We start from the raw sequence: 18,600 nt of genomic DNA on the forward strand, positions 1-18,600 counted from the left end.
GGAAAAGATAGTAAAATCAGCAGATTATGAAACAGAATGATGGTTTTCTTATAGAAGCCATTTTTCTTTTTTGAGCAGGTAGAAAGACTCAACGTATTTATCTTTAAGAGAAAAAGACTACGCTAATAGCAGTAGTTGTATTTATTTGTGATTTTGCGCAAATTTTTTTGTGCATTTATAATACTCATGATTTGAGGGGTGAAGCAGTTGACAGGTCAACTAGTTCAATACGGACGCCACCGCCAACGAAGAAGTTATGCCCGTATTAGTGAAGTATTAGAGTTACCAAATCTTATCGAAATTCAAACCTCTTCTTATCAGTGGTTTCTTGATGAGGGTTTGCGAGAAATGTTCCAAGACATTTCTCCGATTGAAGACTTTACGGGAAATCTATCGCTTGAATTTATCGACTACAGCTTAGGTGAACCTAAATACTCTGTAGACGAATGCAAAGAGCGTGATGTGACGTATGCAGCACCACTTCGTGTAAAAGTGCGTCTAATCAACAAGGAAACTGGTGAAGTAAAAGAACAAGATGTGTTCATGGGAGATTTCCCACTCATGACAGAGACTGGAACATTCGTAATTAACGGTGCAGAACGTGTTATCGTTTCCCAGTTAGTTCGCTCTCCAAGCGTATACTATAGTGGCAAAGTGGATAAAAACGGAAAACGTGGTTTTACTGCTACTGTAATTCCAAACCGCGGAGCTTGGTTAGAGTATGAGACAGATGCTAAGGATGTTGTATATGTGCGTATTGACCGTACGCGTAAACTTCCTGTAACTGTTTTGTTACGCGCATTAGGGTTTGGCTCTGATCAAGAAATCACCGAGCTTTTAGGTGATAACGAATACTTAAGCAACACATTAGAAAAAGACAACACAGATAGCACAGAAAAAGCATTGCTTGAAATTTATGAGCGTCTACGTCCTGGTGAACCACCAACAGTAGAAAATGCTAAGAGCTTACTTGTGTCTCGTTTCTTCGATCCAAAGCGCTACGATTTAGCAAATGTAGGTCGCTATAAGATCAACAAGAAGTTACACATTAAAAACAGATTGTTTAACCAACGCTTAGCTGAAACATTAGTGGATCCAGAAACTGGTGAAATTTTAGCGGCAGAAGGAACAATCTTAGATCGTCGTACACTTGATCGCATTTTACCTTACTTAGAGAAAAACATTGGATTCAAAACAGCGAAACCAATGGGTGGAGTGGTAGAAGGCGATGTTGAGCTGCAATCTATTAAGATTTATGCTCCTGAGTCAGAAGGCGAACGCGTAATTAATGTAATTGGTAATGCGAATATTACTCGTGATGTAAAACACATTACGCCAGGTGATATCCTTGCTTCTATCAGTTACTTCTTCAACCTACTATACAAAGTAGGGGATACAGATGATATCGACCATTTAGGAAACCGTCGTCTGCGTTCAGTTGGAGAACTATTACAAAATCAATTCCGTATCGGTCTTTCTCGTATGGAACGTGTTGTTCGTGAGAGAATGTCGATTCAGGATACAAATGCAATTACACCACAGGCGCTAATTAATATTCGTCCTGTTATTGCATCTATTAAAGAGTTCTTCGGAAGTTCTCAGTTATCTCAGTTCATGGACCAAACAAACCCATTAGCAGAGTTAACTCACAAACGAAGACTATCTGCATTAGGACCCGGTGGTTTAACGCGTGAGCGCGCAGGCTTTGAAGTGCGTGACGTTCACTACTCTCACTATGGTCGTATGTGTCCGATTGAAACACCAGAGGGACCAAACATCGGTTTGATTAACTCATTATCATCGTTCGCGAAAGTAAATGAGTTTGGTTTCATTGAAACACCATACCGTCGTGTTGATCCGGAAACTGGTCTTGTAACAGGGCAGGTTGATTACTTAACTGCAGATGAAGAAGATAATTATGTTGTAGCCCAAGCGAATATGAAGTTATCTGAAGAAGGAGAATTCCTTAGTGAAGATATCGTAGCTCGTTTCCGTGGTGAAAACATTGTCACAAATAAAGAACGCATCGACTACATGGATGTATCTCCAAAACAAGTAGTGTCGGCAGCGACAGCTTGTATTCCGTTCTTAGAAAACGATGACTCTAACCGCGCACTTATGGGAGCGAACATGCAACGTCAGGCGGTTCCGTTAATGAATCCGGAATCTCCGATTGTAGGTACAGGTATGGAGTACGTATCAGCAAAAGACTCAGGTGCTGCAGTAATCTGTAAATACCCTGGTGTTGTTGAACGCGTAGAAGCACGTGAAGTTTGGGTACGTCGCTATGTAGAAGTTGACGGTCAAACAGTAAAAGGCGATTTAGATCGCTACAAAATGCAAAAATTCATTCGTTCTAACCAAGGAACTTGCTACAACCAACGCCCAATCGTAAGTGTTGGAAATGAAGTTGTAAAAGGTGAAATCCTTGCGGATGGTCCTTCTATGGAATTAGGTGAACTAGCACTTGGACGTAACGTGCTTGTTGGCTTTATGACTTGGGACGGTTATAACTACGAGGATGCGATCATTATGAGTGAGCGCCTTGTAAAAGATGATGTGTATACTTCTATTCATATTGAAGAATATGAATCAGAAGCTCGTGATACGAAGCTTGGACCAGAAGAAATTACACGTGACATTCCAAACGTTGGGGAAGATGCATTACGCAACCTTGACGAGCGCGGTATCATTCGCGTTGGTGCGGAAGTAAAAGATGGAGATTTACTTGTTGGTAAAGTAACACCTAAAGGTGTAACAGAATTGACAGCTGAAGAACGTCTATTACATGCTATCTTTGGAGAAAAAGCACGTGAAGTACGTGATACATCACTACGTGTACCACACGGTGGTGGCGGTATTATCTTAGACGTAAAAGTATTCAACCGTGAAGATGGCGATGAATTGCCACCAGGCGTGAATCAACTTGTACGTGCATATATCGTTCAAAAACGTAAAATTTCTGAAGGTGACAAGATGGCCGGACGTCACGGTAACAAAGGTGTTATCTCTCGTATTTTACCAGAAGAAGATATGCCTTACTTACCAGACGGTACGCCAATCGATATCATGTTAAACCCATTAGGGGTACCATCTCGTATGAATATCGGTCAGGTATTAGAGCTTCATCTTGGTATGGCAGCAAGATACCTTGGCATTCACATTGCAACACCAGTATTCGATGGTGCTCGTGAGGAAGATGTTTGGGGCACGATTGAAGAAGCTGGTATGGCAAATGACGCGAAAACAATCCTGTATGACGGACGTACTGGTGAACCATTCGATAACCGCGTATCTGTTGGTGTCATGTATATGATCAAACTTGCGCACATGGTTGACGATAAACTTCATGCTCGTTCTACTGGACCATACTCACTTGTAACGCAGCAGCCTCTTGGAGGTAAAGCTCAGTTCGGTGGACAGCGTTTCGGTGAGATGGAGGTTTGGGCACTTGAAGCTTATGGTGCTGCTTATACTCTTCAAGAAATCTTAACAGTGAAGTCTGATGATGTTGTTGGACGTGTTAAGACGTATGAAGCAATTGTTAAAGGCGAAAATGTTCCAGAACCAGGCGTTCCTGAATCATTCAAAGTATTGATTAAAGAGCTGCAAAGTTTAGGTATGGACGTTAAAATGATGTCTAGCGACGATAAAGAAATTGAAATGCGTGATACAGAAGATGACGATGATCATCAATCAGCAGATAAATTGAATGTCGAAGTTGAGACAACTAAGGAATAATTGGGATAACCTGTAGACTAAAAGGGAGGTAGGCCCCTTGATAGATGTAAATAACTTTGAATATATGAAGATTGGACTTGCTTCACCTGACAAGATTCGTTCTTGGTCATACGGTGAAGTTAAGAAACCAGAAACAATTAACTATCGTACGTTAAAGCCTGAAAAAGATGGCTTGTTCTGTGAGCGTATTTTCGGACCACAAAAGGACTGGGAATGTCATTGCGGAAAATACAAACGTGTACGTTATAAAGGTGTAGTTTGTGATCGATGTGGCGTTGAAGTAACGCGTGCAAAAGTTCGTCGTGAACGTATGGGTCATATCGAATTAGCTGCTCCTGTATCTCATATTTGGTATTTCAAAGGTATCCCGAGCCGCATGGGACTTGTCTTAGACATGTCCCCTCGCGCGCTTGAAGAAGTAATTTATTTCGCTTCTTATGTTGTAACAGAAAGTGGAGATACACCACTTGATAAGAAGCAATTACTTTCTGAAAAAGAATACCGTGCATATCGTGATCGATATGGTAGCACATTCCAAGCTGCTATGGGTGCAGAAGCGATTAAAAAGCTACTACAAGACATCGATTTAGATAAAGAAGTAGACTTCTTAAAAGAAGAATTAAAAACAGCACAAGGACAACGCCGTACTCGTGCTATTAAACGTCTAGAAGTATTAGAAGCATTCCGTAACTCTGGAAATCACCCATCTTGGATGATCCTAGATGTTCTTCCAGTTATCCCGCCAGAACTACGCCCAATGGTACAGTTGGATGGTGGACGTTTTGCTACTTCTGACTTAAACGACTTATACCGTCGTGTAATTAACCGTAACAATCGTTTAAAACGTCTATTGGACTTAGGTGCACCAAGCATTATCGTTCAAAACGAAAAACGTATGTTACAAGAAGCTGTAGACGCATTAATCGATAATGGTCGCCGTGGCCGTCCAGTTACTGGACCAGGTAACCGTCCATTAAAATCACTATCTCACATGCTTAAAGGTAAACAAGGACGTTTCCGTCAAAACTTATTAGGTAAACGTGTTGACTACTCTGGCCGTTCTGTAATCGTTGTAGGACCGAACTTAAAGATGTACCAATGTGGATTACCAAAAGAAATGGCGCTTGAATTGTTTAAGCCTTTCGTTATGAAAGAGTTAGTTGGAAAAGGTTTAGCACACAACATTAAGAGTGCTAAACGTAAAATCGAGCGTGTACAACCTGAAGTTTGGGACGTTTTAGAATCTGTGATCAAAGAGCATCCAGTACTTCTAAACCGCGCACCAACACTTCACCGTCTTGGTATCCAGGCGTTTGAACCTACATTAGTAGAAGGTCGCGCAATTCGTCTTCACCCACTTGTATGTACTGCATACAACGCGGACTTTGACGGTGACCAAATGGCGGTTCACGTTCCGTTATCATCAGAGGCACAAGCAGAAGCTCGTATTCTTATGTTAGCGGCACAAAACATCTTGAATCCAAAAGACGGAAAACCAGTTGTTACTCCATCTCAGGATATGGTATTAGGTAACTACTACTTAACTCTTGAGCGTGAAGGCGCAATCGGTGAAGGTATGGTCTTCAAAGATGCAAACGAAGCAATACTTGCATATCAAAATGGATATGTACATCTGCACACACGTGTTGCAGTTGCTGCAAGTTCAGTAAATAACGTAACATTTACTGAAGAGCAAAAAGGTAAGCTTCTATTAACAACAGTTGGTAAATTAATATTTAACGAAATCTTACCAGAGTCGTTCCCTTATATTAATGAACCGACAAACTCAAACCTTGAAAAAGAAACACCAGCGGAGTATTTCGTTGAAAAAGGTGCGAACATTAAAGAAATTATTGCTAGTCGCGAAGAAGTGGCGCCATTTAGCAAGAAGATCCTTGGTAACATCATTGCGGAAGTGTTCAAACGTTTCCAAATTACGGAAACATCTCGTATGCTTGACCGCATGAAAAACTTAGGATTTAAGTACTCTACAAAAGCTGGTATTACAGTTGGGGTATCTGACATTCTTGTATTAGGCGAAAAAGATGAAATTCTCCATGAAGCACAAGCAAAAGTAGATAATGTAATTAAACAATTCCGTCGCGGTTTGATCACAGAAGAAGAACGTTACGATCGCGTTATCTCTATTTGGAGTAATGCAAAAGATGTTATCCAAGGAAAACTGATGAAATCCTTGAATAAACGCAATCCAATCTTCATGATGAGTGATTCCGGTGCCCGTGGTAACGCATCGAACTTTACTCAGCTTGCTGGTATGCGTGGTCTGATGGCCAATCCATCTGGTCGTATTATCGAACTTCCAATTAAATCAAGTTTCCGTGAAGGTTTAACAGTACTTGAGTACTTCATCTCTACGCATGGTGCGCGTAAAGGTCTTGCCGATACAGCACTTAAAACTGCCGATTCTGGTTACTTAACACGTCGTCTTGTAGACGTTGCACAAGATGTAATTGTCCGTGAAGATGATTGTGGAACAGATCGTGGTCTATTAATTGGTGCGATTAAAGAGGGTAATGAAGTAATTGAGTCATTATATGATCGTCTTGTTGGACGTTTTGCAAGAAAAACTGTAAAACATCCTGAAACAGGTGAAGTATTAGTTAGTGAAAACCAACTAATCACTGAAGATATCGCTCATATCGTTGAAAATTCGGGTGTTGAAACTGTAAACATTCGTTCAGCGTTCACGTGTAACACTCGCCACGGTGTATGTAAGAAGTGTTACGGTCGTAACTTAGCAACTGGTACAGACGTAGAAGTAGGAGAAGCGGTAGGTATTATCGCAGCTCAATCTATCGGTGAGCCAGGTACACAGTTAACGATGCGTACGTTCCATACAGGTGGGGTTGCCGGAGATGATATCACTCAAGGTTTACCTCGTATCCAAGAGATCTTCGAAGCTCGTAATCCGAAAGGTCAGGCAGTTATCAGTGAAATCGATGGTGTTATCGCAGCGATCAACGATGTTAAAGATCGCCAAGAAGTAGTTGTACAGGGTGAAGTTGAAGCTCGTACGTATGCTATTCCTTACGGTGCGCGTCTGAAAGTAACTCCAGGACAGCCAATTAGCCACGGTAAAGAGTTAACAGAAGGTTCTATTGATCCGAAAGAATTACTAAAAGTAACGGACATTACGGCGGTTCAAGAATACTTATTACGTGAAGTTCAAAAAGTATACCGTATGCAAGGGGTAGAAATTGGCGACAAACACGTAGAAGTAATGGTACGTCAAATGTTACGTAAAGTTCGTGTAAGTGATGCGGGTGAAACGGATGTATTACCAGGAACATTACTAGATATCCATCAGTTTACTGATGCGAATGCGAAGGTGTTACTGAAAGGTAAACAACCAGCAACAGCTAGACCTGTTCTACTTGGTATTACAAAAGCTTCACTTGAAACTGATTCATTCTTATCTGCAGCATCGTTCCAAGAAACGACACGTGTCTTAACTGATGCAGCAATTAAGGGTAAACGCGATGAACTTCTAGGATTGAAAGAAAATGTTATTATCGGTAAACTTGTTCCTGCTGGAACAGGTATGAATCGTTATCGCAAAGTGGACCTTGTAAAAACAACTCAAGGTGACATGAATGTAGAAAACGATGAAGTTTATGTGGAACAGTAAAATTTTCCGTCGTAAATTTTGTATAAAAACAGCTAATCCTAGTTGACATTGTATGAAGCAAAATGTTACTATAATCAAGGTTGCTCCTGAATGATGCTTTGGAGGATATTTATATGTCTTATCAAAAAGTGTCAAATGCCGAAAATGTAGTCGTTGGTCATAAACGTACATTGGAGGCAATCAAAAATGGTATAGTTAAAGAAGTTGTTATTGCAGAAGATGCTGATATGCGGTTAACCCATATAATCATTCGCACTGCCTTACAACATAACATACCCATAACCAAAGTTGAATCAGTTCGTAAGCTTGGAAAAGTTTCGGGGATTCAAGTGGGAGCTTCAGCAATAGGAATAATAAGTTAAAACTGTTTTTGTGAGGAGAGAGCATTTGCTCTTCCTTGCAAAAACTTTGTTTTCAACTAATAATGAACCACCTGGATATGTGGTCATACAAACATGCGAAGGGAGGATAATCAAATGCCTACTATTAACCAATTAGTGAGAAATGGTCGTACTGATAAAGTATGGAAGTCTAAATCACCTGCGTTAAACAAAGGTTTTAACTCTTTAAAGAAAAAATCAACTGATATCTCTGCACCTCAAAAACGTGGTGTATGTACTCGTGTTGGTACAATGACTCCGAAGAAACCGAACTCAGCGTTACGTAAATACGCTCGTGTACGTTTAACAAATGGTATTGAAGTTACAGCTTACATCCCAGGTATCGGTCATAACCTACAAGAGCATAGCGTAGTATTAATTCGCGGTGGTCGAGTAAAGGATTTACCAGGGGTACGTTACCACATCGTTCGTGGTGCGCTTGATACAGCTGGTGTTGACAAACGTATGCAAGGACGTTCTAAATATGGTACTAAGCGACCAAAACCTGCTAAAAAATAATAACTTTAAAATGAAAGGAGGAACTCAATATGCCTCGTAAAGGACCTGTTGCGAAACGTGACGTGTTACCAGATCCAATGTACAAATCTAAGCTAGTAACACGCCTTATCAACAAAATGATGGTTGACGGTAAAAAAGGTAAATCTCAAACAATTCTTTATAACGCTTTCGATATCGTTCGTGAACGTTCAGAGAAAGACCCTATGGAAGTATTCGAGCAAGCTCTTAAGAACATCATGCCTGTTCTTGAAGTACGTGCTCGTCGTGTTGGTGGTGCTAACTACCAAGTTCCAGTTGAGGTTCGTCCAGAACGCCGTACAACTTTAGGTCTTCGCTGGTTAGTAAACTATGCTCGTCTTCGTGGTGAAAAAACTATGGAAGAGCGTCTAGCTTACGAAATCTTAGATGCAGCTAACAACGCTGGTGCATCTGTTAAGAAACGTGAAGACACTCATAAAATGGCAGAAGCTAACAAAGCATTTGCTCATTACCGTTGGTAGGATTCAACGTAAAATAAATGTAAGCATAAACCGCTTTATTTGTCGCTTATGGAAGTGTGGAGAGGGAGAATGCCTCTCCCTTTCGTTGGGCGCTCGTTTTACATAATGAGGGTACTGGACATACTGACATGTGTAACAATATAAAGTGGCTTTTTTGCTACTTAAAATAAAAAAATCCAATCCATATATGGAAGGAGCAAGACACCAAATGGCAAGAGAGTTCTCTTTAGAAAACACTCGTAATATTGGTATCATGGCTCACATCGATGCTGGTAAAACAACAGCAACTGAGCGTATTCTGTATTACACAGGGCGTATTCATAAAATCGGTGAAACTCACGAAGGTGCATCTCAGATGGACTGGATGGAGCAAGAGCAAGAGCGTGGTATCACAATTACTTCTGCTGCAACTACAGCACAATGGAAAGGTCACCGTGTAAACATCATTGACACTCCAGGTCACGTAGACTTCACAGTAGAAGTAGAACGTTCTTTACGCGTACTTGATGGCGCGGTAGCAGTACTTGATGCACAATCTGGTGTAGAACCACAAACAGAAACTGTTTGGCGTCAGGCTACTACTTACGGCGTACCTCGTATTGTATTCGTTAACAAAATGGATAAAATCGGTGCAGATTTCTTATACTCTGTAGGAACAATCCACGATCGTTTACAAGCAAACGCACACCCAATTCAGTTACCAATCGGTGCTGAAGATGAGTTCAATGGTATCATTGACCTTGTTGAAGAATGTGCTTACATGTACGGTAACGATTTAGGAACAGACATTCAACGTGTTGAAATTCCTGAAGAGCACAAAGAATTAGCTGCAGAATACCGTGGAAAGCTTATTGAAGCGGTAGCTGAGCTTGATGAAGAAATGATGATGAAGTACCTAGAAGGTGAAGAAATCACTGTAGAAGAGCTTAAAGCTGGTATCCGTAAGGCTACAACTTCTGTAGAATTCTTCCCAGTAATCTGTGGTTCTGCATTCAAAAACAAAGGTGTTCAAATTCTGTTAGACGCAGTTATCGACTACCTACCATCTCCATTAGATGTACCTGCTATTAAAGGTACTCTTCCGGATACAGATGAAGAAATCGAACGTAAGTCTAGCGATGAAGAACCATTCGCAGCTTTAGCATTCAAAATCATGACTGACCCTTATGTTGGTAAGTTAACGTTCTTCCGTGTGTACTCTGGTGTGTTAAACTCTGGATCATACGTGAAAAACTCAACTAAAGGTAAGCGTGAGCGTGTAGGTCGTATCCTACAAATGCACGCTAACAGCCGTGAAGAGATTTCAACAGTTTACGCTGGTGATATCGCTGCTGCTGTAGGTTTAAAAGATACTACTACTGGTGATACTCTTTGTGACGAGAAGAGCCTTGTTATCCTTGAGTCTATGGAATTCCCAGAGCCAGTTATCTCTGTAGCTATCGAACCAAAATCAAAAGCTGACCAAGATAAAATGGGTACAGCATTATCTAAGCTTTCTGAAGAAGATCCAACATTCCGTGCTCACACTGACCAAGAAACTGGCCAAACTATCATCGCTGGTATGGGTGAACTTCACCTTGATATCATCGTTGACCGTATGCGTCGTGAATTCAAAGTCGAAGCAAACGTTGGTGCTCCTCAGGTAGCATACCGTGAAACTTTCCGCGCTGCTGCGAAAGTTGAAGGTAAGTTCGCTCGTCAATCTGGTGGACGTGGACAATTCGGTCACGTTTGGATTGAGTTTGCGCCTAACGAAGAAGGTAAAGGATTTGAATTCGAAAACAAAATCGTCGGCGGTGTAGTTCCACGTGAATACATCCCAGCTGTTGGAGCGGGTCTTGAAGACTCACTTAAAAATGGTGTACTAGCTGGTTACCCACTAGTTGACATTAAAGCAGCATTAGTTGACGGTTCTTACCATGATGTCGATTCATCTGAGATGGCGTTCAAAATCGCTGCATCTATGGCACTTAAAGCTGCGGTTTCTAAATGTAACCCAGTAATTCTTGAGCCAATGATGAAAGTTGAAGTTGTAATTCCTGAAGAATACATGGGAGACATCATGGGTGACGTAACGTCTCGTCGTGGACGTGTAGAAGGTATGGAAGCTCGCGGTAACGCACAAGTTGTTCGCGCTATGGTTCCACTTTCTGAAATGTTCGGTTATGCGACAGCATTACGTTCTAACACTCAAGGACGCGGAACATTCTCAATGACATTTGATCATTATGAAGAAGTACCGAAGTCTGTTTCTGAAGAAATTATCAAAAAAAATAAAGGTGAATAATTGATTTTTATCGATTCTTCACGTATAACTACTTATGTAAGCTTAGAAAGTGGGACGCAAGTTTCACTTTCTAGCCTAAATATAAAATAACCTATATAAACTAAGGAGGAATTTAGAATGGCTAAAGCTAAATTCGAACGTTCTAAACCCCATGTTAACATCGGTACAATCGGCCACGTTGACCATGGTAAAACTACATTAACTGCTGCGATCACTACAGTTCTTGCAAAAGCTGGTGGTGCTGAAGCACGCGGATACGATCAAATCGACGCTGCTCCAGAAGAAAGAGAGCGCGGAATCACAATCTCAACTGCACACGTTGAGTACGAAACTGAAACTCGTCACTATGCACACGTTGACTGCCCAGGTCACGCTGACTATGTTAAAAACATGATCACTGGTGCTGCTCAAATGGACGGCGGTATCTTAGTAGTATCTGCTGCTGATGGCCCAATGCCTCAAACACGTGAGCACATCCTTCTTTCTCGTCAAGTAGGTGTTCCTTACATCGTTGTATTCTTAAACAAATGCGACATGGTAGACGACGAAGAATTATTAGAATTAGTAGAAATGGAAGTTCGCGACCTATTATCTGAATACGGATTCCCAGGCGACGACATTCCTGTAATCAAAGGTTCTGCTCTTAAAGCTCTTCAAGGAGAAGCTGATTGGGAAGCAAAAATCATTGAATTAATGACTGAAGTTGATGCTTACATCCCAACTCCAGAACGTGAAACTGACAAACCATTCTTAATGCCTATCGAGGATGTATTCTCTATCACAGGTCGTGGTACAGTTGCAACTGGTCGTGTAGAGCGCGGAATCGTTAAAGTTGGTGACGTAGTAGAAATCATCGGTCTTGCTGAAGAAAATGCTTCTACAACTGTAACTGGTGTAGAGATGTTCCGTAAACTTCTTGACCAAGCTCAAGCTGGAGACAACATCGGTGCTTTACTTCGTGGGGTTGCTCGTGAAGACATCCAACGTGGACAAGTTCTTGCTAAAACTGGCTCTGTAAAAGCTCACGCTAAATTCAAAGCTGAAGTTTTCGTACTATCTAAAGAAGAAGGTGGACGTCATACTCCATTCTTCGCTAACTACCGTCCTCAGTTCTACTTCCGTACAACTGACGTAACTGGTATCATCCAATTACCAGAAGGTACTGAAATGGTAATGCCTGGTGACAACATCGAAATGACTATCGAACTTATCGCTCCAATCGCTATCGAAGAGGGAACTAAATTCTCTATTCGTGAAGGTGGACGTACAGTAGGTTACGGTGTAGTTGCAACTATCGTTGAGTAATCTTAACTGATATAAAAAAACCCAAGGGATCTTCCCTTGGGTTTTTTGTTTGTAGTTATATAATGAATGAAATAATATTTTTATGTTTTGACGAGTTTCTTCTATAGTAATATGAAATCAATAAAACTAAAATCCAGAAACTGTAAAATGAATTCTGTTAGATGAAAACTTGAAATTCTTTAAAGTGCCATGTATAATAGCAAAAGTAGAGAAAAGCAGATGCAAACAAAAAGATGCTTGCATCTAGACGAATAACATTGTATAATAGACAATGTTGGTCTTTGACTGCGATGAAGTGGAAGGTTGCTGACACACCCGGCCGCTTTGCCATGGCATGGTGTGGGGAAATTTCCATGGAGAAGGTCTATTTTAGAAATAGGCGAACGAAGGAGGGAAAATAATGGCAAAAGAAAAAATTCGTATCCGTTTAAAAGCTTATGATCACCGTATTCTTGATCAATCAGCTGAGAAAATTGTAGAAACAGCTAAGCGTTCTGGGGCAACAGTTTCTGGTCCGATCCCATTACCAACTGAGAAGACTATTTACACAATTCTTCGTGCTGTTCATAAGTACAAAGATTCTCGTGAGCAATTCGAAATGCGCACACACAAACGTTTAATCGATATCGTGAGTCCTACTCCACAAACAGTAGATTCATTAATGCGTTTAGACTTACCGTCTGGTGTAGATATCGAAATCAAACTATAATTCATATAACTTAAAAATGTAGGAGGTGTAACTCATGACCAAAGGAATCTTAGGAAGAAAGATCGGTATGACTCAAGTATTTGCTGAGAACGGTGAGTTAATCCCAGTAACAGTTATCGCTGCTAATCCAAACGTTGTTCTTCAAAAGAAAACAACTGAAACTGATGGCTACAATGCAATCCAGTTAGGATTTGAAGATAAACGTGAAAAGTTAACTAACAAACCTGAACAAGGCCACACTGCTAAAGCATCTACAACTCCTAAGCGCTTCATTCGCGAAATCCGCGATGCAGACGTGGACGGATTAGAGGTTGGTCAAGAGGTAAAAGTTGAAGTTTTCGCTGCAGGTGAAATCGTTGACGTAACAGGAATTTCTAAAGGTAAAGGTTTCCAAGGTGTTATCAAACGCCACGGACAATCTCGCGGACCTATGTCTCATGGTTCTCGCTATCACCGTCGTCCAGGTTCAATGGGCCCAGTTGCTCCGAACCGTGTATTCAAAGGTAAAAAACTTGCTGGACGTATGGGTGGAGACCAAGTTACTATCCAAAACTTAGAAATCGTTCAAGTTGACACTGAGCGCAACTTATTACTAGTAAAAGGTAACGTTCCAGGTGCTAAGAAATCTCTTGTAGTTGTTCAAGGCGCTGTGAAGGTTAGCAAATAATTCACATAGGAAGGAGGAATTCCAATGCCAAAAGTTACTGTATATAACCAAACTGGTTCACAGGTTGGTGAAATCGAATTAGCTGAAGCTATTTTCGGTATCGAACCAAATGAAGCTGTACTTTTCGAAGCTGTAATGATGCAACGTGCATCTTTACGTCAAGGTACACACAAAGTAAAAACTCGTTCTGAAGTTCGTGGTGGTGGTCGTAAACCATGGCGTCAAAAAGGAACTGGACGTGCTCGTCAAGGGTCTATCCGCTCTCCTCAATGGCGTGGTGGTGGTACGGTATTCGGACCTACACCAAGAAGCTATGCGTACAAACTTCCTAAGAAAGTTCGTCGTTTAGCAATCAAATCTGCATTAGCTACTAAAGTAGTTGAGAACAACATTGTAGTTCTTGAAGACCTAGTGTTAAATGCACCAAAAACAAAAGACATGCTAGCAGTACTTAAAGGATTAACTGTTGAGAAGAAAGCTCTTATCGTAACTGCTGATGCAAACGAATCTGTAGAGTTATCTGCTCGCAATATCCCTGGAGTAACAGTAATCACTGCTGATGGCGTAAACGTTTTAGACGTGCTTCATCATGATAAGCTAATCATGACAAAAGCGGCAGTGGAAAAAGTAGAGGAGGTGCTTGCATAATGAGAGATCCTCGTGATATCATTAAGCGCCCAGTTATCACTGAACGTTCTATGGAAATGATGGCTGAAAAAAAATACACGTTCGATGTGGACGTTAAATCTAATAAAACAGAAGTTAAAGATGCTCTTGAAGCGATCTTTGGTGTTAAAGTAGAAAAAGTGAACATCATGAACTACAAGCCGAAAGCAAAACGCGTTGGTCGTCACGCTGGTTTTACTAGCCGTCGTCGTAAAGCAATCGTTAAGCTAACTGCTGACAGCAAAGAAATCGAAATCTTCCAAGGCGTTTAATTCTTACTAAAGAAGGAGGGAAATTGAGATGGGAATTAAAAAGTATAATCCAACTACTAACGGTCGTCGTAATATGACTACGAATGATTTCGCTGAAATCACGACTGACAGACCAGAAAAGTCATTACTTGCTCCTTTAAGCAAGAAGGCTGGTCGTAATAACCAAGGTAAAATTACTGTACGTCATCAAGGTGGCGGACATAAGCGTCAATACCGTATCATCGACTTTAAGCGTAACAAAGATGGAATTCCAGGACGCGTTGCTACGATCGAATACGATCCAAACCGCTCTGCGAATATCGCATTAATTAACTACGTTGACGGTGAAAAACGTTACATTCTTGCTCCTAAGAACTTAGAAGTAGGTATGGAAGTTATGTCTGGCCCAGAAGCTGACATCAAAATCGGTAACGCATTACCATTAATCAACATTCCAGTAGGTACTGTTGTTCATAACATCGAGCTTAAGCCTGGTCGTGGCGGACAATTAGTTCGTTCTGCTGGTACATCTGCTCAAGTACTTGGTAAAGAAGGTAAATACGTACTTGTACGTTTAACTTCTGGTGAAGTACGTCTTGTATTATCTGCTTGTCGCGCTTCAATCGGTCAAGTAGGTAACGAACAACACGAACTTATCAAGATCGGTAAAGCAGGTCGCTCTCGCTGGTTAGGTAAACGCCCAACAGTTCGTGGTTCTGTAATGAACCCAGTTGATCACCCACACGGTGGTGGTGAAGGACGTTCTCCAATCGGACGTAAGTCTCCAATGTCTCCATGGGGTAAACCAACTCTTGGATTCAAGACTCGTAAGAAAAACAAAGCGTCTGACAAATTCATCGTTCGTCGTCGTAAAAAATAATGGGATTGTAGTACGGTTCATTTCTAGAACCGTACGCCAATCACGAAGGGAGGCACCAAAATGGCTCGTAGCTTAAAAAAAGGACCATTTGTCGATGATCACTTAATGAGCAAAATGGAAAAATTAGTTGCATCTGAGCAAAAACAAGTTGTTAAAACTTGGTCTCGCCGTTCAACAATCTTCCCTCAGTTCATCGGACACACAATCGCTGTATATGATGGTCGTAAACACGTACCTGTGTACATCACTGAGGATATGGTTGGCCATAAGTTAGGTGAATTCGCACCAACTCGTACGTATAAAGGTCACCTTGCTGACGATAAGAAAACTAGAAGATAATGAGAGGAGGCACTTCAATGCAAGCTAAAGCAGTAGCGAGAACAGTTCGTATTGCTCCTCGTAAAGTTCGTTTAGTAGTAGACTTAATCCGAGGTAAGCAAGTGGGTGAAGCGATTGCTATCCTTAACCACACACCAAAAACTGCTTCTCCAGTTGTAGAGAAAGTTTTAAAATCTGCAATCGCAAATGCAGAGCACAATTATGAGATGGATATTAACAACCTAGTTGTTGAAAAAGTTTTCGTTGACGAAGGTCCAACGTTGAAACGTTTCCGTCCACGTGCAATGGGTCGTGCAAGCCAAATTAACAAACGCACAAGCCACATCACAGTTGTGGTATCAGAAAAGAAGGAGGGATAATCGATGGGTCAAAAGGTTAATCCAATTGGTCTTCGTGTCGGCGTTATCCGTGACTGGGAATCTCGTTGGTTCGCAGAGAAAGATTATGCTACATTATTACATGAAGACATCAAAATCCGTGAGTACATTACTGTACGCTTAAAAGATTCTGCTGTTGCTAAAGTAGAAATCGAACGTGCAGCAAATCGTGTAAATGTTACAATTCACACTGCAAAACCTGGTATGGTAATTGGTAAAGGTGGTACTGAAGTTGAAGCACTTCGTAAAGCTCTTAACCAATTAACAGGCAAGCGTGTACACATCAACATTTTAGAAGTTAAGAGAGCTGATCTTAACGCTAAATTAGTAGGCGAAAACATTGCTCGTCAATTAGAAAACCGTGTATCATTCCGTCGTGCACAAAAGCAAGTTATTCAACGTGCTATGCGTGCAGGTGCTAAAGGTATTAAAACACAGGTTTCTGGTCGTCTTGGCGGAGCTGATATCGCTCGTGCAGAATCTTACAGTGAAGGAACTGTTCCACTTCATACACTTCGCGCTGATATTGACTATGCAGCAGTTGAAGCTGATACAACATACGGTAAATTAGGCGTAAAAGTATGGATCTACCGTGGAGAAGTCCTTCCTACAAAAAAGAAAGCTTCTGAGGAAGGAGGAAAATAATATGTTAATGCCAAAACGCGTAAAATATCGTAGAGAGCATCGTGGTAAAATGCGTGGTCGTGCAAAAGGTGGAACTGAAATTGCTTTCGGTGAATTCGGTTTACAAGCACAAGCTGCTTCATGGATTACAAACCGTCAAATCGAAGCTGCTCGTCGTGCAATGACTCGTTACATGAAACGTGGCGGTAAAGTATGGATTAAAATTTTCCCTTCTAAACCTTACACTGCAAAACCTCTAGAAGTACGTATGGGTTCCGGTAAAGGGGCACCAGAAGGCTGGGTAGCAGTAGTAAAACCTGGGAAAATTATGTTCGAAATCGCGGGTGTATCTGAAGAGGTAGCACGCGAAGCATTACGTCTTGCAGCTCACAAGTTACCTGTGAAATGTAAATTCGTAAAACGTGAAGAAAATGGTGGTGAATCTAATGAAAACTAATGATATTCGTGAATTAACCACTGCCGAAATCGAAACAAAAGTTAAAGCTTTAAAGGAAGAATTGTTCAATCTTCGCTTCCAACTTGCTACAGGACAATTAGAGAATCCAACTCGCATTCGTGAAGTGCGTAAAGCAATTGCTCGTATGAAAACTGTAGTTCGTGAAAGAGAGATCGGAATTAATCGATAAATTGAGGGGAGGTTTGCATAGTGAGCGAACGTAACCAACGCAAAGTTTATACTGGTCGTGTTGTGTCTGACAAAATGGACAAAACGATTACAGTTTTAGTTGAAACTTACAAAACTCATTCCTTGTACGGAAAGCGTGTTAAGTATTCTAAGAAGTACAAAGCCCATGATGAGCAAAACCAAGCGAAACTTGGCGATATCGTTAAAATCATGGAAACTCGCCCGCTTTCTGCTACTAAGCGTTTCCGTTTAGTTGAAATCGTTGAAGAAGCGGTTATTATCTAAATAGATGAATCGGAATTTTTAGTCCGAAGGGAGGTTTCATAAGATGATCCAACAAGAATCTCGTTTGAAAGTTGCTGACAACTCTGGTGCACGTGAACTTTTAACAATTAAAGTATTAGGCGGCTCTGGTCGTAAATATGCTAACATCGGTGATATTATCGTTGCTACGGTAAAACAAGCAACACCAGGTGGCGTTGTTAAAAAAGGTGACGTTGTTAAAGCAGTAGTAGTACGTACGAAGAGCGGAGCTCGTCGTCCGGACGGTTCTTACATCAAATTTGATGAAAACGCAGCGGTTATCATTAAAGACGATAAGAGCCCACGTGGTACTCGTATCTTCGGACCAGTAGCTCGTGAATTACGTGATAGCAACTTCATGAAGATCGTTTCTTTAGCTCCAGAAGTTCTATAATTTAAGGTATTGCCTTGCTAAGGAGGTGCAGAATTAAGATGCATGTAAAAAAAGGTGATAAAGTACAGGTAATCACTGGTAAAGACAAAGGAAAACAAGGCGTTATCCTTGTGGCTTTCCCAAAGCAAAACCGTGTTATCGTTGAGGGTGTTAACATCGTTAAAAAACACTCTAAGCCATCTCAATTAAATCCACAAGGTGGAATTATTACTAAAGAAGCACCTATTCACGTTTCTAACGTTATGGTTTTAGATCCTAAAACAGGTGAACCTACTCGCGTAGGCTTCAAAGTAGAAGATGGTAAAAAAGTTCGTATTGCAAAAAAATCTGGTGAATTATTAGATAAATAATTTTCTTAAGAAA

20 protein-coding genes are annotated in these 18,600 nt (G+C 41.0%); all 20 read left to right on the plus strand.

What is annotated here, in order from left to right:
- The first annotated feature begins 207 nt into the window (after window positions 1–207).
- The 20 genes from rpoB to rplX all read left to right on the plus strand — a co-directional run bounded on the left by rpoB (window position 208) and on the right by rplX (window position 18,587).
- Window positions 208–3,741 carry a DNA-directed RNA polymerase subunit beta gene (gene rpoB / locus ACHZK0_RS00630; protein ID WP_262741710.1) on the plus strand — a complete coding sequence of 1,178 codons (3,534 nt, stop codon included), beginning with the start codon at window positions 208–210 and terminating at the stop codon, window positions 3,739–3,741.
- A gap of 37 nt (window positions 3,742–3,778) precedes the next feature.
- Window positions 3,779–7,390: a DNA-directed RNA polymerase subunit beta' gene (gene rpoC / locus ACHZK0_RS00635; protein WP_000567949.1), complete on the plus strand. Its 3,612-nt coding sequence runs from the start codon at window positions 3,779–3,781 to the stop codon at window positions 7,388–7,390.
- A gap of 113 nt (window positions 7,391–7,503) precedes the next feature.
- Entirely contained in the window at window positions 7,504–7,752 is a 249-nt protein-coding gene (locus ACHZK0_RS00640) for a ribosomal L7Ae/L30e/S12e/Gadd45 family protein (RefSeq protein WP_097949121.1), read from the plus strand.
- A gap of 114 nt (window positions 7,753–7,866) precedes the next feature.
- Window positions 7,867–8,289: a 30S ribosomal protein S12 gene (rpsL, locus tag ACHZK0_RS00645; RefSeq protein WP_001142341.1), complete on the plus strand. Its 423-nt coding sequence runs from the start codon at window positions 7,867–7,869 to the stop codon at window positions 8,287–8,289.
- A gap of 29 nt (window positions 8,290–8,318) precedes the next feature.
- Entirely contained in the window at window positions 8,319–8,789 is a 471-nt protein-coding gene (gene rpsG / locus ACHZK0_RS00650; RefSeq protein WP_001137490.1) for a 30S ribosomal protein S7, read from the plus strand.
- 208 nt (window positions 8,790–8,997) lie between these two features.
- Entirely contained in the window at window positions 8,998–11,076 is a 2,079-nt protein-coding gene (fusA, locus tag ACHZK0_RS00655; RefSeq protein WP_262741709.1) for an elongation factor G, read from the plus strand.
- A gap of 117 nt (window positions 11,077–11,193) precedes the next feature.
- A complete protein-coding gene (gene tuf, locus ACHZK0_RS00660; RefSeq protein ID WP_001029617.1) occupies window positions 11,194–12,381 on the plus strand; it encodes an elongation factor Tu in 1,188 nt (395 codons plus the stop codon).
- A gap of 400 nt (window positions 12,382–12,781) precedes the next feature.
- Entirely contained in the window at window positions 12,782–13,090 is a 309-nt protein-coding gene (gene rpsJ, locus ACHZK0_RS00665; RefSeq protein ID WP_001040595.1) for a 30S ribosomal protein S10, read from the plus strand.
- Between the two features lie 34 nt (window positions 13,091–13,124).
- Window positions 13,125–13,757, plus strand: a complete 633-nt coding sequence (rplC, locus tag ACHZK0_RS00670; protein WP_000160209.1) for a 50S ribosomal protein L3 — start codon at window positions 13,125–13,127, stop codon at window positions 13,755–13,757.
- A 24-nt stretch (window positions 13,758–13,781) separates the two neighbouring features.
- Complete coding sequence (rplD, locus tag ACHZK0_RS00675; protein ID WP_001127258.1) at window positions 13,782–14,405, plus strand: 50S ribosomal protein L4; 624 nt, start codon at window positions 13,782–13,784, stop codon at window positions 14,403–14,405.
- The gene (rplW, locus tag ACHZK0_RS00680) at window positions 14,405–14,695 is read left to right on the plus strand and encodes a 50S ribosomal protein L23 (protein ID WP_001205558.1); all 291 of its coding nucleotides are present in this window, start codon (window positions 14,405–14,407) and stop codon (window positions 14,693–14,695) included. The genes rplD and rplW overlap by 1 nt, the downstream gene beginning before the upstream one ends.
- A 28-nt stretch (window positions 14,696–14,723) precedes the next feature.
- Window positions 14,724–15,554, plus strand: a complete 831-nt coding sequence (gene rplB, locus ACHZK0_RS00685) for a 50S ribosomal protein L2 (RefSeq protein WP_000511582.1) — start codon at window positions 14,724–14,726, stop codon at window positions 15,552–15,554.
- Window positions 15,555–15,614: 60 nt separating this feature from the next.
- Window positions 15,615–15,893 carry a 30S ribosomal protein S19 gene (gene rpsS / locus ACHZK0_RS00690; protein ID WP_000124454.1) on the plus strand — a complete coding sequence of 93 codons (279 nt, stop codon included), beginning with the start codon at window positions 15,615–15,617 and terminating at the stop codon, window positions 15,891–15,893.
- A 17-nt stretch (window positions 15,894–15,910) separates the two neighbouring features.
- A complete protein-coding gene (gene rplV, locus ACHZK0_RS00695) occupies window positions 15,911–16,252 on the plus strand; it encodes a 50S ribosomal protein L22 (RefSeq protein WP_001148024.1) in 342 nt (113 codons plus the stop codon).
- A 3-nt stretch (window positions 16,253–16,255) separates the two neighbouring features.
- Entirely contained in the window at window positions 16,256–16,915 is a 660-nt protein-coding gene (gene rpsC, locus ACHZK0_RS00700; RefSeq protein ID WP_000529958.1) for a 30S ribosomal protein S3, read from the plus strand.
- A gap of 1 nt (window position 16,916) precedes the next feature.
- Window positions 16,917–17,351 (plus strand): 50S ribosomal protein L16, encoded by a 435-nt coding sequence (gene rplP / locus ACHZK0_RS00705; RefSeq protein ID WP_000928969.1) that lies wholly within the window; start codon window positions 16,917–16,919, stop codon window positions 17,349–17,351.
- On the plus strand, window positions 17,341–17,541 hold the full coding sequence (gene rpmC, locus ACHZK0_RS00710; RefSeq protein WP_000855718.1) for a 50S ribosomal protein L29: 201 nt from the start codon (window positions 17,341–17,343) through the stop codon (window positions 17,539–17,541). Before rplP ends, rpmC begins: the two co-directional genes overlap by 11 nt.
- 20 nt (window positions 17,542–17,561) lie before the next feature.
- The gene (gene rpsQ, locus ACHZK0_RS00715) at window positions 17,562–17,825 is read left to right on the plus strand and encodes a 30S ribosomal protein S17 (protein WP_000004106.1); all 264 of its coding nucleotides are present in this window, start codon (window positions 17,562–17,564) and stop codon (window positions 17,823–17,825) included.
- A gap of 43 nt (window positions 17,826–17,868) precedes the next feature.
- Window positions 17,869–18,237 carry a 50S ribosomal protein L14 gene (gene rplN / locus ACHZK0_RS00720; RefSeq protein WP_000615912.1) on the plus strand — a complete coding sequence of 123 codons (369 nt, stop codon included), beginning with the start codon at window positions 17,869–17,871 and terminating at the stop codon, window positions 18,235–18,237.
- Between the two features lie 38 nt (window positions 18,238–18,275).
- Entirely contained in the window at window positions 18,276–18,587 is a 312-nt protein-coding gene (gene rplX / locus ACHZK0_RS00725; protein WP_000558201.1) for a 50S ribosomal protein L24, read from the plus strand.
- Window positions 18,588–18,600 lie beyond the last annotated feature (13 nt).

It is taken from the genome of Bacillus sp. 3G2, assembly GCF_044324725.1.
In the GTDB taxonomy this organism is placed as follows: Bacteria; Bacillota; Bacilli; order Bacillales; family Bacillaceae_G; genus Bacillus_A; species Bacillus_A mobilis.